Annotated in this window: 11 protein-coding genes; 8 read left to right on the top strand and 3 right to left on the bottom strand. The window is 38.4% G+C overall.

Annotation, left to right across the window (positions count from 1 at the left end; all coding sequences use genetic code 11):
- Positions 1 to 102: 102 nt before the first annotated feature.
- Complete coding sequence (locus AC106S_RS04510; protein ID WP_482437942.1) at positions 103 to 5,769, bottom strand: alpha-2-macroglobulin family protein; 5,667 nt, start codon at positions 5,767 to 5,769, stop codon at positions 103 to 105.
- Positions 5,770 to 5,945: 176 nt separating this feature from the next.
- Positions 5,946 to 6,431 carry a hypothetical protein gene (locus AC106S_RS04505; RefSeq protein WP_482437941.1) on the bottom strand — a complete coding sequence of 162 codons (486 nt, stop codon included), beginning with the start codon at positions 6,429 to 6,431 and terminating at the stop codon, positions 5,946 to 5,948.
- A gap of 522 nt (positions 6,432 to 6,953) precedes the next feature.
- On the opposite strand from AC106S_RS04505, the gene AC106S_RS04500 reads away from it, so the two are divergent.
- The 4 genes from AC106S_RS04500 to AC106S_RS04485 all read left to right on the top strand — a co-directional run bounded on the left by AC106S_RS04500 (position 6,954) and on the right by AC106S_RS04485 (position 9,395).
- Positions 6,954 to 7,550 carry a hypothetical protein gene (locus AC106S_RS04500; protein ID WP_482437940.1) on the top strand — a complete coding sequence of 199 codons (597 nt, stop codon included), beginning with the start codon at positions 6,954 to 6,956 and terminating at the stop codon, positions 7,548 to 7,550.
- A gap of 69 nt (positions 7,551 to 7,619) precedes the next feature.
- Positions 7,620 to 8,402 (top strand): DUF4261 domain-containing protein, encoded by a 783-nt coding sequence (locus AC106S_RS04495; protein ID WP_482437939.1) that lies wholly within the window; start codon positions 7,620 to 7,622, stop codon positions 8,400 to 8,402.
- A 32-nt stretch (positions 8,403 to 8,434) separates the two neighbouring features.
- Entirely contained in the window at positions 8,435 to 8,866 is a 432-nt protein-coding gene (locus tag AC106S_RS04490; protein ID WP_482437938.1) for a DMP19 family protein, read from the top strand.
- A 46-nt stretch (positions 8,867 to 8,912) separates the two neighbouring features.
- Complete coding sequence (locus AC106S_RS04485) at positions 8,913 to 9,395, top strand: hypothetical protein (protein ID WP_482437937.1); 483 nt, start codon at positions 8,913 to 8,915, stop codon at positions 9,393 to 9,395.
- A 266-nt stretch (positions 9,396 to 9,661) separates the two neighbouring features.
- Here the strand turns inward: AC106S_RS04485 and AC106S_RS04480 are convergent, their stop codons facing one another.
- Positions 9,662 to 10,213 carry a hypothetical protein gene (locus AC106S_RS04480; RefSeq protein ID WP_482437936.1) on the bottom strand — a complete coding sequence of 184 codons (552 nt, stop codon included), beginning with the start codon at positions 10,211 to 10,213 and terminating at the stop codon, positions 9,662 to 9,664.
- 769 nt (positions 10,214 to 10,982) lie between these two features.
- Here AC106S_RS04480 and AC106S_RS04475 point away from each other — a divergent pair.
- From AC106S_RS04475 to AC106S_RS04460, 4 genes are read left to right on the top strand one after another with little or no spacing between them, the layout of a single operon-like run.
- Positions 10,983 to 11,531 (top strand): hypothetical protein, encoded by a 549-nt coding sequence (locus tag AC106S_RS04475; protein ID WP_482437935.1) that lies wholly within the window; start codon positions 10,983 to 10,985, stop codon positions 11,529 to 11,531.
- Positions 11,532 to 11,581: 50 nt separating this feature from the next.
- Positions 11,582 to 12,988, top strand: coding sequence for a hypothetical protein (locus AC106S_RS04470; protein WP_482437934.1), 1,407 nt, complete (start codon positions 11,582 to 11,584; stop codon positions 12,986 to 12,988).
- 17 nt (positions 12,989 to 13,005) lie between these two features.
- Positions 13,006 to 13,446 (top strand): hypothetical protein, encoded by a 441-nt coding sequence (locus AC106S_RS04465; protein WP_482437933.1) that lies wholly within the window; start codon positions 13,006 to 13,008, stop codon positions 13,444 to 13,446.
- 19 nt (positions 13,447 to 13,465) lie between these two features.
- Positions 13,466 to 14,305 (top strand): Imm43 family immunity protein, encoded by an 840-nt coding sequence (locus AC106S_RS04460; RefSeq protein ID WP_482437932.1) that lies wholly within the window; start codon positions 13,466 to 13,468, stop codon positions 14,303 to 14,305.
- Positions 14,306 to 14,337: the final 32 nt, after the last annotated feature.

The raw sequence follows: 14,337 nt of genomic DNA, 5'->3' as shown, positions 1-14,337 counted from the left end.
CTTTACCGGGATGGAGCCAGGTCTTGTAGTATAAAAATAAAAAACCGGTATGGAAGAAGGAAATCTTCAGATACCGGCTTTAAGGTCTGTATGATAAATGTGTCAGTTTATTTCCACTTTCCCGCCTTTCGTATGGGCATTCATCTGTGGGGCATAGTAGTTCTGCATCGTGGTGATCCCGTTTGAGAACGTCCCTGAAACATTGGCGATAAGATCATATTCAAACACGTATTTCCCTTTTGGCATGTATTGAATATAGAAATTGGTGGAGGTGTCTCCGGTAGACTGATAGTATCCCAGATTATTTTTCCACTGATAGCCTGAAAGCACATCAACAGGCTCAAACCCGGCTGCTCTCATGTCCCTGATCCGGATGAATTCCATAGGACGGTCGGTATTGAGGATCATTCTGACCGTTACTTTATCTCCGGCTTTTAGAGGAGCTTCACTGGTGATTTCCTGAAGTTCTGCTCCGTTTTCGGTTTTTATCTTTTTGTACAGTTCCCGGGTTATCGAGATATAGTTTTCTGAAGATTTTACGGCATCGGCATCTTCATAATACTGCCAGAATAGTCCTCCCTGAGCCATTCCGGGACCGTTTTTTGTAATGGTTGCAGTGGCCAATTTTTTATCTAAGATATCAGTTTTCACTATTGATTTTACATACCCTATAACCTGGGTCCGGGCTTCCGGTTCTTTTCCGCCCCAGACAATGACGGTTTGATCATCCTGCGGACCATTGCTTTCTGTTTCTGCCCATGATTTTCCTGAATTCAGGAGGGTAAAGATCACTTCTGCGGTTCCTCGTGAGCTTCCCCACGAATTGACTTCTTTTTGCGTGATCAGCCATATCTTCAGATCTTCAATAAATTTCTCATCATCGGGTCTTAAAGTATTGAAGGCTTCCAGTACCCCGGCATGGTTGATTATTTTTGAACTGAACCATCCCCAGTCGTTAAGATTCTGCTTCCAGTAAATTCCCTGGGTTTTCGACGCGACGGAAGTTTCTTTCAGGTAATTTATTAATCGATCTGAAACATCCTTTAAACCGTAATCATTCATCAGCAGAGCAAGTCTGTGCACTCCAAAAAATGTGAGATCTGTTATTTTTATATCTTTCGTTTTTTGTTTTATCAATGCTTTCAGTACTGCTCCGTTTCCTTCCAGCGGGTATTGTTTTTCCCAATAGTTCCGGGTATCAAGATAGTCAATGACCCGGTTGCTCCAGATATTTTCCTGTTGTATATCAGAATATCTGCTGATTTCACGGTCTGCATATCCGATCAGATTTTCAATCAGTATTTCCTGTTCCGGATGTTGTTCATCTTTCCACTTATCTTTTAGCCATGTACTGATCTTTCCTAAATTTCTCAGAATATACAGTGATATGGAATAAGAACTTGGGCTTCCCTGATACCATGAGAATCCGCCATCGGAATTCTGCCGTTTTCTCAGATCTTCCCAACCCTGACTGATCGAGTTCTTCATGGTATCTGCATCCCATAATAAGGCTAATTTATGCATCTGTTCGTCTTCATTCTTACTTTCCAGAACCCAGGGCGTTTCTTCCAGAAGCAGTTGTTTCAGTTCCATGTTATTTTCAAGATCTGAACTGAGCAGTCCTTTTTCCTGATAGGCCTCAAAAACATTTTTCATTCCCGGATCGGACTTAAAAATTTCAGAGGCAAGCACATCTGCAAACCATTTATTGAAGATCACATCTGCCGAATTATTCTGATCGTTCTTCAGCCCCGGAAAGGCAAACATGATTTCCCAGATCGGGTTGGTCGTCAGTTCCAAAGTATTTGAAACATTGGAAATAGTTGCTGAAGCAGCATTTTCAAGATTATCCAGAACAAAAGTCCGGGTTTCGCCTTCTTTTACAAAAATCGGAATGGAATCTGTGACCAGGATCCTGTTGGGGATAACAGCCAGGGCTTTCTGCTCACCGTCAGAATACTGTCCGGCTTTTGCAACAACTTTTATAATAACGGAGGAAACGTGTTCCGGAACTTTTAATTTCCACGCCACCACGGAGTTTCCGTTTTCATTCAAAGAAAATGCCTGTTCTTTATTATAACCCGAAACAGCAGTCAGAACATCAAGTCCGAACTGAGCTGAGATATCTTCATGGGTGAATGCATCAAGAATCTGTAATTCTGCGTAACCGTTTAATTTTCTGTCTGTGAGATTGGATAGTTTCGATAGAAAATTCAATTCGTCCCCTTCTCTTAAAAATCTCGGGTAGTTGGGAGTTACTGAAAATTCTTTGCGGGTTATCACTTCTTTTTCCAGCGTGGCTGCCCTCGCATCCCGGGTATGGGCCAAGATCATCAGTTTCCATTGGGTGAGTGCCTCAGGGGATGTGAATTCGAAGCTGATATTTCCTTCGGAATCGGTTTTCAGATCCGGATAGAAAAATGCGGTTTCATTTAAATTCTGGCGGACAGGAATTGTTTCTGTGTTTTTATTACGGCTTCCTGCTGAAACACCTCTTTCTTTTTCAGAAGATCCTCCGGCTATTTTTTTATGTATTCCCGGCGTCGCAATTTCATTTAGGACCATTCCGTCCCCTGAAGATGCACTTCCCCCAAGAAAGGTAATATGACCGGGTAAATCACCATCATACCAGTTGAAGTAGGGAAGGCGTATGGAAAGCTTGCTGACGTAAGGCAGGGCTTTATATGCAAATTTCGAATCAAGGTTCTGCCTTATGTCATAGGATGCAGCCGGATAACGTTGGAGATCCAGTTTTTCCCATGTGAAAGTATTGGCAGCAAACTGATCCAGAGACCTGTCGTACATTCCGGCCAGAACCTCAGCATTTATTTTTTCCCGGTCTTTTCCAGAGACCTTTACAGACCATTTTTCTTTGGAACCGGGTTCTATATGATCGCGGAAAGTTGTGGTTTCAATACTTAAGGGATTTTCATCTTCTTTTATTTTAAGTTTCACGGTCTGCAGCTGTACATCATTATAAGCAACCATCTGAAACTGGATATTCAGAGCGGAGATGGTCTTATCCTGAGGAATTTCCACTATATACTTCAGTACGCCGTTTTTCAGTTCCTTTACCTCGGAAACGGTATTTCCCAGGCCGTTCTGTATAAAAATGTTCACCAGAGCTCCGGGAATGGCAGAATAGACATAAATCTCCGCTTTTTCACCTCTTAAATAGCTTTTATCAGGATCTGCTACATTCAAAAATATGTTCTCCGTTAATATATTTTTATCCCAGACATTGAAATACTGTGAGGTTTTAATGGTTTCCGTCTCCTGAATATCGTAAAGTTCCAGTTTGTATTTTCCGGCCTCCAGCCTTCCCAGATCCAGTTCTGCTGACTGGTGAACCTGATCGGTTATCACTGTCTCAACTTTCCGGTCTTCCGATTCACCATAGAGATCATGTGGAAACTTACGGATAAATTCTTCTCCGGAAAACAGCGGAAGATCCTGAATATCCTTACTGAAATTACTTCTTAAAATTCTGTCAGGGACTGTTAGTCTGGAAAGCCTCACATGATAACTTTTTTGAATATGCTGATCGTTATACGTTTTTGTTTCAACTTTTATTTTCAGATTTTCATGATTGAAGGTGTCTTTAATCTCTTCTGCTTTCAGGTAATAGGAAACAGAGGATACATTTAAACCGGTGGAAGCCGACTGTGTTTCTCCGTTGATGTCTGTAACGGAAGCTTCCACTTCGAAACGATCAATCTGGATACCTTCCAGATAGGTGTTTTTTTCAAAAGTTAAAGGAATGATAAATTCACCCCGGGCATCGGTTGTTGCTTCTCCTAAAACAGTGCTTTCGGAAGTCCAGTCTTTTGAATATCTGCTGAAATATTTCCAGCGGATATTATTCTTACTAATTTCATATTGTACGGTTACATTACTCAGGGGAGTTCCGGAAAACATCACTGCTTTTCCTTTTAATTCAAGGGTCTGACCATATTGATATTCTTCTTTTACCGGTTCAAAACGGATTTCGAACCGGGGCCTTTTATACTCTTCCACTTTGAAATAACGGTAAGATTCCGCTCCTCCTTCAGTTTTCAGAAAAAATGTTCCGTTGAGTTTTCCTTTGGGAAGAATAAAGCTGCCGCTGTAAGAACCAAATTCACTGGTGGTGAATTCCCGGGACGAAATCTCCTGATAATTGGCATCCAATAAAATTATCTTCTGCTGTATCCCCGAAAGGGTGGATTCCTTTTCCCGGTCTGCCCGGGTATTGATTACTTTAAAATAAAGGGTCTGCCCCGGTCTGTAAATGGCTCTGTCTGTAAAGATCTGTGCTGCCGTTTTATGGGCACGTTCATCATTAGGATCCTCTGTTTCCTCCTGCCCGTAGATATTCATCACCTGGAAATCGTTGGTCTCCGGCTGATGAATCAGGTAGCTCCTGTAAAGATGATTATGCCGGGAAGGAATTTTGAAAATACCTTTTTCATCTGTTTTAGCATATAGTTTTACCAGATCCTTATCCTGAATCAGTTCGAAAAAAACAAGATCTTTATCAGGAACGGGTTTTCCGTTTTCACTGTTTACCAGTCTGAATTCTCTCGGAACATTGTCTGTACCCTTCCTGTTGTAAATAATTTTATGATCTGATACTGTAAAAAAGAAATTTTTTCCGGTATCGCCGGTTGGATTTTCTTGTAAAGAAAATTCTGCAATATAAAGGCCGGGAGGGAGTGGCTGTATTTCCAGTGAAGTATTCCGTTCTTCGTAAATTTTACTCTCAGGCAGCCGGTAATGCTCTTTTCTTATCAGCTTTTTCTCTATTTTATCATAAAAAATTCCTTTGGAATAATAATCTTTTGTATACTCCAGGAAGGGCTTAAAATCACCGGATACTTCATAAATGCTTAACACAAAATCCGAAATATTCCGGTGTTCCGCCACTATATGAATCGGTCTGTTGCTCTGTGTCTGTTCTTCATAACTGATTCCGAGGCTGGGATTGGTAAGCTCGTCTGCCCGGTACCGGATTTCTTCTAAAAATGATGATTCCGGAAACTGCTTTTTTGCCTGATCTGCTATGGCAAGAGCTTCTTCCCATTTTTCATTATTTCTGTAAAAACTCATAATATCACTCATAATCAATGCTTTATAATCTCCTTCAGTATCCGATTCCAGGAGAGCCCGCAATTGTTCCGGTTTATCTGCCGAATCTGTTGAAGAATAGCTGTGAAGCAGCTTTTCGTGCATGAAATAGAGCTTTACATTGCCTTTATTTTCAGCGATCAGCCGGTCATAAAGGGCATTGATGCCGGTTTGATTCTCTTTAAGTTCATGTTTGGTGAAGAAATCCGAATCCGAAAGAAAATGGATTTTTCTCGTCAGATACCATTCCTGCAAAGTGTTATAATAAGCTATACCTTTATGATCGTCTCTAAAAAGGGCTTTATATTTTTCAAGAGACAGCTTTCTCAGTTCCTGCTCTTTACCTTCATTTTTTCTGAAACTCTCAGAAAGATAATTTTTGAAATCAAGCTTACTCCATGTTTCAATCTGCGACAGGTCCCCGGAATTTATATCCGTCATTTCCATTCCCCAGAAGCTGACGTTATAATAATCTATCACAAAAGTATCTTTCAGAATATCATACAGAATCTTTTCATCACCTTCTAATGATTTTCCGGAATTCTGTATTTTTTCAAAGAAACGGGAAACGGTATTATTCTGCTCATCATCTATGGTATAGCGCATGGCTGCAAATTCATTTCTAAGGGAAAGAATAAGCTGTATCACATCGTTGTTTTTCATGGTATTAATTGAATAGAAGTGGATTTTATGGAAGTTGTGTCTTTATAACTAAGAAATTGCTAAGTGAAGACGTCAAAACTATGAATTTTTTTCTATCTGAAATAATTTCTCCGAAGTCAGGAGACTTCGGAGAGCAGTGAACGGGAAAAATAATTTTAAATATCCTCCTGCACCGTTTATTTTTTGGGAGTTAAAGAAAGATTATCGATATAAACGGCCTGATGTATTCCGTTAAGAAGGACTTTCAGCCCCAGGTGAGCATCTTTTTTAAGAGAAATCGTAAATGTTTTTTTTGATCCGGTAATCTCAGAGGACTTAACAACTGAAACATAGGATTTCGCATCAGAGGTACTGTTTATGGTGAAAATTTCCAGTGTGGTTTCTCCTCCGTTGTCTGAAGCATCCAGGGCCAGGGTATAGGTTCCCGCTTTAATTTTTGGAGTTACTAGATACATATCTTCTCTTGGGCTGTTCATGGAGTAGAATATGATCTTTTTGTCACCGGCATAAAGCATTGCTTTTCCCGGCTGGGCAGTCCAGCATTTATTAATGTCTTTCCAGGCATCAAAGTTTTCTGTAATGGCGGATACAGTATTACACTGTGCTTTTGCAGTCAGCAGTCCTCCCAGAGCCAGCACTCCCGCAAATACAATTTTTCTCATAGGTTGATATTATCATGTAAAAATAGCTAAAAAGGCTATATGATAGACCGTATAATCTTGTTTTTAGAAAATAAAAAAGCTTTAATGGAAGATCCGGGAGATGAAAGAAGGCTGGAGGTTTTCAGTTACAGTATAATAGTCACCGGGCAATTTTAATCTTATACAAAAGAATAAAATTATTGATGATGAAAGCAGCCGTGAATGGATAGCAGCAGAAAAGAGGATACAGACAGAAAACTTGCCTTGTATTTCAATGAAACTTTCTATATTTAGGCAAAAATACAGAGATCCGGATGAATAGAGCAAAAGCGTACCCTGTATTTTTAAGTTAATCAAAATAAAAAAAACTAATAACCCATTAATATTTAAAAATCATGAAAAGCAGGCTTCATTTATTTCCTTCTGTAAGCTGTACACCGAAATCCATTTACCGCGCCTAATATCACAGATATCTCTGAAATAAAAATCATTTATTAAAAACTAATGAAAGATTTATTTTTTCAGAACAACACATAAAAAACCATGATTTACACTTTAGAAGACGTTAAAAAGTTTATTTCAGAATTTACAGAACTGGAATATCAATTTAGGTTGGGTTTTTATAATAGCTCAATAACAAACGAAGAATGGGAATCTTTAGTCGCTAAACTTGAAAATTGCTATGGTACTGAATTGGGTTATTACATGATTAGAAATACTATTAGAGATGAATTGGATATGACCTTAAAAAAATTCAATAACAAAAAAAGCAATCTTAAAAAAAGAAGGCTGTTTTTAATCAGGAAATACGATGATCCTGAATTCGGTACGGGAATATATAATACGGATTCCAGCGTTGTTTTTTCCTGTTTTTTAGGTTCTGATGTCGAGATGGGAGCAGAAGTTTACCCCACTAATGTCAGTGTGGGTATCGTGAATGGAGATTTAAGAATTATTTCTTCAAGGGAGCTTGATTTTGAAAAAAGAAGAAATGAAGAAGTTATCGAATGGATTTATAACAAAAGATCCAACGTATACACAGAAGACATCATCATAAAAAAAGACGGAACATTAGCGGAAACATTAAGGATTTCCGAGCCGGAGCATCCTACCTGGATGAAAGATTATCATAAAGGATAATACCGGTAATCCTCCCAAAAGCAAAAATTATTCAAAAAAGCAATTAACTATAAAAAACAATTTAAAACAATGGGATTCTTTAAAAAGAAAGAAAAAACGGAACAGCCGTCAAAAAGCAATGTATTATTGGCTATGCCGATGTTTAATAACGGAGAGACCTTTGACCTGGAAAAAGTCATCGCTTACCTTTTATCCGATTGGGGTATTGAAGCGACAGAAATCGACGGTTCTTCAGGAACAGTGAGCTTTTCTGTCCAGGGAGAAATGGTGGTGCTGGCAACAGTAGCTGCACAGATTCCGTGGGGAGACATTCAGGGAGCGGCACAATATGCTTACAACTGGCCCACTGCGACAGCTGATCTGGAGAACCATAATTCACACGTTCTGGTAACCGTAATGTCAAACAACACCAGCCATAAAGAGCGATTTGGAGTGTTGACGAAAGTTCTTACCGCCATTCTCGCGACAAGCAACTGTATTGGTATTTATCAGGGTACTCAGTCCTTACTTATTCCAAAAGAGCAGTACCTGGACAGCGCTGAAGCCCTGAAATCTGATCTGGTCCCGCTGGATTTGTGGGTTTATATTGGTATAAGGAGAGGAGAGCAGGGGAATAGTGCCTATTCCTACGGATTAACAACTTTTGATAAGCTGGAAATGGAGTTTATCAATGCGCCGCTTGAGCTGAGAGAACTGCATAATTATTTAAGTCAAATCTGCGGTTACGTCATCAAAAGCAATGTAACGTTTAAAAACGGTGAAACTTTAGGCTTTACTGCCGAACAGAAAATTAAGATCGTACAGTCAAAAGGGGTATTTGTAGAAGGTGAATCATTTAAGTTTGAGTTATAATTTTTTGATAATAATCAGATAAACGGCAAGTAATGATGACAATAAACATGAATACAGTTCTCGAATTCTATAAAGCTATTCGGGAAGAATACGATAATCCTATTTTGAGAACCGTAAACATTCAGGAAATTCTGGACGGTAACCCTGTGGGAAAGAACATATATGTTGCCGTTTATGGCGATGGAATGATAAAAAGCAATGGTTTCGATATGTATTTATACGAAATAAAATACGGAAAAATAACCCATGCAAAAATAAAGCAGGCCTTTAAAGAAATTGGGTTTACTGAGGGGCTGGATATTCTGAATAAAGTTAAAAGAGGTGCAGATCTGGAGGCGCTGGATATGGCTTATTACCAGTTGGAGGATAAGTTTGAAGCGAGTCTGACTATGTATCTTGAGCGTGTCTGGAACGATCCTGAATTTGTGATGTATTGTGATTCAATTTCATTTAAGCGGAAATAACTGATGCAGGATTTCTTAATCCGGAGTGAGATTAAATAAAAATACTATGATAAACAAGATCCCTGAAGTAGACCGTCTTATGCAGGATATAGCCGTAAAATACAGACTTAAAACAGGAAATGCTGAAAATACAGAACATCTTTGGAACGAAGAAACGATGGGGATAATGAAAGACACCGCGTTCATAAAAGATGATGCCTATTATTATTTTTTAAGCGAATACGGAGGCTGCAATATTTATGGTGACAGCTTTGATGTAGGTATTTTCGGCTTCGATGACTGGCTCAACCCAAGTCTTCTGACCTCTCCTTTGCTGAATAAAACAGGGGTATATTTATTCGCAGATTTTATAGATTATAACACCGGGGAAAGCATATTTTATGGCTACCACGCTGTACAGGAAAATGAAAATTCAGTGTGGTTTTCCAATGAATTAGAGTCCGGCTATCAGCCTGTTTATAAAAATTTTGTAGAATTTTTAAGGTATATTCTAACCATTGAAACAGGCAGCTTCAGTACGGACGATTGAAAAAAAATAAACTAAACAGCATTTAAAGACTCATTTATTTAAAGCTTAAGATCAGCAAAGCTGCATCGTTTATTCAATACAGAATCTTGACTGTTGGCATTACATTGCTGAGTTTATACCTTTATTTACCCAAGCTGATGTATTCTGCTGTGATAAAATAATTTTTTACAGATAATCCGGACATCATTTTGACGTGCCTGAAAATAATATCTCCAAAACCAAAAGCTTTGGAGATATTTTTATTTCCGTATTTTTTTGTAAAACGGTTATTTTTCCTGAGCATTGAATGTTGAATAATACACAAAAATAGGGAAGTATTTAAAAGTGTCTGATTTACCCATAGTATATTCGTCATTTCCGTATACATTGGAGAAATCAAGGATGAGAGATTTCTTTTCCGGAGAATTGTATATGATTTTGATTAAACTCGTAGCGGCAGTTTCCGTTTCATAGGTGAACAGAAGGGTTTTACCGTCCAGACTGTATACTTTGGAATTGTAGATTCTGGCATTCAGTTTTTTATCAACTCCTGTATCATTGAATTTGGCTTTGTACATTAATTTCTGTTTACCGTTTTCGGTAATATAGACATCCGCTTTTTTATAATCCTCATCATATTTGAAGGTCACAAACTCTTCAATCCTGGACAGACTTCTTTTGAAATTTTCATCTTTGGACATTACCTGAACTTCCGCATCTTTAGGCATTTCTATCGGTCCTGATTTGGCAGGTCCTGCCGGTTTCTTTTTTTGCGCATGGATGGCGGTTACTGAGAACAGCATCAAAACAGCTGCTGCAATTAATTTTGAATTTTTCATGAAATTATTTTTGCAATGTTAAATAAATTATTGCTGTGAAAAAATAAATACATGAATTTTCTATATGATTTTTCTGATTTTATATTTAAATCCTTTAATTATTCATCAACTTTGCGTTAATTTTTTTTGTAGCCTGGAGAAAAAATAAAATTTACACAATATTTGTATTGATTTTTTAATTAATCGCAACGCTAAACGAAGAGCTGTAAAATGTTGCTTTTTTTAAGATAAACAAAGGCGCTTCGCTTATTTTTGAAATACAGAGCCTTTGTATTACCTTGCTGAGTTTACGCCCTTGTCTGCCTTAATATATACGCTTGATTTGTTTATTATTTGTCTGGCTTTCTGACAAATAAAAAAATACCCTTTTTTTGCTCAGATACAGGTTGTACCTATGACCGTGTCTTAAAAAAGTATAAATAAATAACAGTTATTTTTTATCCGCTATTTGAGGATTCCCGGGAAAAATATATTTTTGTGACTGACGACATGGAATCATAACCGATTATGCTGTTGTATTCTAAAAAAAACTAATAAAGGAGCCTGAAACCAATTAACCGCTGACAATGAGAAAAAACTGTGTTCTATTCATGTACTGATCATTGCTTCCGGCAATCTGAAACCGTATCAATTCGTCCAATCTCTTTAGAATCACGAGCTGTAATCAGCCAGTACAGGGTAGTGGATTATTTTCTGAGATCAGAGGACGGAATAAGAAAATTGACCGGACATAAAAGGTAATAATTTCAAAAAAATAACCAATAACCCAATGGAACAGATAGAAGAACTGAAAAAATCCAACGCCATCTTAAAGTCAGCTTTAAATGATATCCGTGAAAAAATAATTGATGAACTGGTACATATCCTCAACGGAAATACCATTTCAATGCTTCCTTCCTTTAAGAAAGAGGATATCGCAGTCCATAATTTTGAATACCGCCACGAATGGTTTTCTATGGTGTTTTTCGGCTCCAATGCAGAGGGGCTTACCATTACCGGAGAAACAGACTTACTGAGGAACGAACTGAACAGCTATTTTTCAGAATCAGAAGATTTGCTGGACATCGTGAGCGAACTGGAAGAGGATGCTGAGGATGAAGAAGAATGGGAAGAAATGAAGGAGGAATATGAGCAGGAAAAATATGAGATCTTTGACGATTGGTTCGAATCCTGCTGGAAAGAAGCTCATAAATTAACAGGCAGCAGCGTACCTGCTTATTTGTCAATAGATGAACTGGATTTTGGCGTGGAGTTTATTTCCTCAGACAGTGTTGAAATCGATAAAACCCAGACTAATAAAAGACGATACATCCATTAAATAACGATGTTCCTGAATAACATCAGGAAAAACTAATGACTAAAAATAAAATGAAATCAAGACAATTTACCAAATACAAGAAATTAGGATCCCCCGGTGCTTCACCGGATTCACCCGGCAGAATGCTGACGAGCTATCCGGCAGATGCTTTGGTGGAAAAAGATAAAAAATACACCGAACAGAAAATCCTGATTCCGGAATTTTCCGTTCCGGGAATTCTTACAAAACCTGAATGGGAAGGCTTAACGTTCCATTTCATGGCATTCCCCACAATCTTTGAATACGCAGACTTCCGTCTTACAGACGGAAACCGATACGAACTGTCAGGCTTTAACGGCAAACCTGTTTCTGAATTCACGTCTGAATTTACAGCAGAATGTCTCGAAGCCATGCAAACGCATTTTGAACAGACAGACGTGCCGTCTGTGTACAGTGAAGAAGACGGAACCGACCCCTTTTATCATAAAGAAGATGCCATGCTGCTGACAGGCAAAGTAAAATGGCACTTCAGCAATTATTTACGCCAGACTACCGAAGAGGAAAACGAAATACTCTATGATCTGGAAGATGAGGGTAAACTTGAATATGAAGATTTTTATGAAGGCTTTAACTACACAACCAATTACGACCTGCCTGTTTTTAAAGATGAGAACGGAAATACTTTAGAATTTGTCTGCCGTCTGCATATTGCCCATTTCCCGGGTACCCATTATCTTTTTTATTCCCCTGAAACGAAACTTGTACGCCAGTTTTCACAGTTTCCGAGAAGAAAACTGCATAAAATATGTTTTACCGAAACGGATGAGCCGAACGTGCAAGATGTCTTTGTAAAAGTACTTTCCGATCCGGGAAGTGTTCTTACGGATCCTTCTCATTTCGACCGGAAAATCCTCCTGCCGAAATACAGTTTTCCGGGTCTTACTGTTGACAGAAAATATGAGGGGCTGACTTTTCATTTTGTATTGATGCCTGTTTTCAACACCCTGATAGATTTCAGGCTCACAGCAGATAACCGGTATGAAGTGCTGCGTTTCGATGAGGTGGAACCGAAAGATTTTACAGACGATTTTGCCACCCATTGTGAAAGCGAAATGGATACCTATTTTGACGAAGTTGAAGAAAAACCCCGCTTTTTGACTGTTGATCCAAAATCAGATGAATACAACAGCTTATGTCTGTCCATTGGTACAGAACCTTTCTGGGATCAGTCAGACTTCATGCGTGAGAAGACCCTTGAAGAAGTTCAGGCTGATTTTGATGCTTTTAATATGGATATGAGGGACCCGTTTGATAGCAGAGATTACGTAACCGATTATGATGCACCGGAATTGAAAGATGAAAATGGTGACACTATGGAATTCATAGCAGAATTATATTATGGTGGAGTATTTGGGAGCTACTATCTGTATTTTTCACCGAAGACACGCTTGGTACGGCAGTTTTTCCAATGTACATAATCTGAAAAATCATTGCAATGGCAGGAGGATATTATATTTTCAGTATATATAAAGCGTCGGGCAGCAATACGCGGTATTTTGTATTGCGTACAGAACGTCCGGCTTTCAACAATGCATCCCAGAATGAAGAAGATGAAAGCTGGGAAATAGAATCGGCACAGCGCTCCCGGCTGCTGGAATCACTCGGAAACCGTGAGAGTTGCACAGATTTCGAGCGCATCGGAGAGTTGCATGGTTTTCCGGTTGGTGATGTTTTTTACTCGGATTCCGGTCAGTTGCAGGTTCCTGTGTACTATATGCAGACCGATTTCGGGAACCCGTGGATTATTTTCGGAACAGCGGACTCGGAAGAAGAATTTTTAACAGAGCTGGCCAATGATGACGAACTGCAGGCCCTGAATCCCATAGGAAAACCCATAAAAATTGAGGCTTACTTTGTTACCTCAAATGATTTTTAACTTTAAAAGATAGAAAAATATGGCAGAACCTATCCATATTCTTGACGAAATAGCGATCCGGTGGAAAGAAGATGAAGAGCGTTTTTTTCTGGATTCAGACTATTCCAGGCATTATGTGAAAATTGAAACACCTATTGGAAAAAAACATATCAGTCAGGTTAAAAAACATGATATTCTTAAAAGTGTTAATTTGAAATCATTATTTGATACCCGCTACCGAACCGTGGATCATGATGAATTTGTCCCCTGGATGAATATGTTCCACGAAATGATGACCGAGGAAAGGGTTGCACCTCCCGAACTGGATTTGGGAATAGCAAACCTTTATCCCGAAGCCGGACTTACCGATGTAATCAGCGGAGTAGCAAACGGGTGGGTGATCAGTAAAAAATTATTTGAAATTCTTAAGGACTTTAATATTGGTCATTATCAGGAATATAAAATTACCGTACAAAGTAAGAAAACCGTTTCTAATGATTATGTTTACCTCTTTTTTTACAATTATGCCGATGAATTTGTAAATTATCCGCATACAACTTTTTACACAGAAAAAGGCCTGCTCAATTTTGATTCCAGAAAAGTAATGGCGGCAAAATTCAATTCATTTGAAGAGGTTAAAAAAGCATCAGAAGAACTGAACAAGGGTATTGACTGGCTTGATTTTACCAATAAAACGCATATAAAAGCTAAAGAAATAGTGTTGAATCATAACGATCAGGATATTTTTAAGTTTAAAAGCTTTTGTTTTAATACTGATATGCTGATGTCTGTTAAGCTTGCAAAAACACTTATGGATGAAAAAATTACAGGATTAGAATACATTAAAACCAGTAAGGTCAAATTATTTAATCAGGAATAATGATGATATCTGAGTTATTTCTGCACTTCCGG

Source organism: Chryseobacterium sp. FR054, assembly GCF_056844565.1.
The sequence above is the reverse complement of the archived record's forward strand: the minus strand, read 5'-3'. Positions and strand labels throughout refer to the sequence as shown.

Bases quoted from the DNA above. Each gene is read 5' to 3' on its own strand.
- AC106S_RS04505 (WP_482437941.1), bottom strand. From the start codon at position 6,431: ATGAGAAAAATTGTATTTGCGGGAGTGCTGGCTCTGGGAGGACTGCTG.
- AC106S_RS04460 (WP_482437932.1), top strand. From the start codon at position 13,466: ATGGCAGAACCTATCCATATTCTTGACGAAATAGCGATCCGGTGGAAA.
- AC106S_RS04500 (WP_482437940.1), top strand. From the start codon at position 6,954: ATGATTTACACTTTAGAAGACGTTAAAAAGTTTATTTCAGAATTTACA.
- AC106S_RS04480 (WP_482437936.1), bottom strand. From the start codon at position 10,213: ATGAAAAATTCAAAATTAATTGCAGCAGCTGTTTTGATGCTGTTCTCA.
- AC106S_RS04490 (WP_482437938.1), top strand. From the start codon at position 8,435: ATGATGACAATAAACATGAATACAGTTCTCGAATTCTATAAAGCTATT.
- AC106S_RS04470 (WP_482437934.1), top strand. From the start codon at position 11,582: ATGAAATCAAGACAATTTACCAAATACAAGAAATTAGGATCCCCCGGT.
- AC106S_RS04485 (WP_482437937.1), top strand. From the start codon at position 8,913: ATGATAAACAAGATCCCTGAAGTAGACCGTCTTATGCAGGATATAGCC.
- AC106S_RS04495 (WP_482437939.1), top strand. From the start codon at position 7,620: ATGGGATTCTTTAAAAAGAAAGAAAAAACGGAACAGCCGTCAAAAAGC.
- AC106S_RS04465 (WP_482437933.1), top strand. From the start codon at position 13,006: ATGGCAGGAGGATATTATATTTTCAGTATATATAAAGCGTCGGGCAGC.
- AC106S_RS04475 (WP_482437935.1), top strand. From the start codon at position 10,983: ATGGAACAGATAGAAGAACTGAAAAAATCCAACGCCATCTTAAAGTCA.
- AC106S_RS04510 (WP_482437942.1), bottom strand. From the start codon at position 5,769: ATGAAAAACAACGATGTGATACAGCTTATTCTTTCCCTTAGAAATGAA.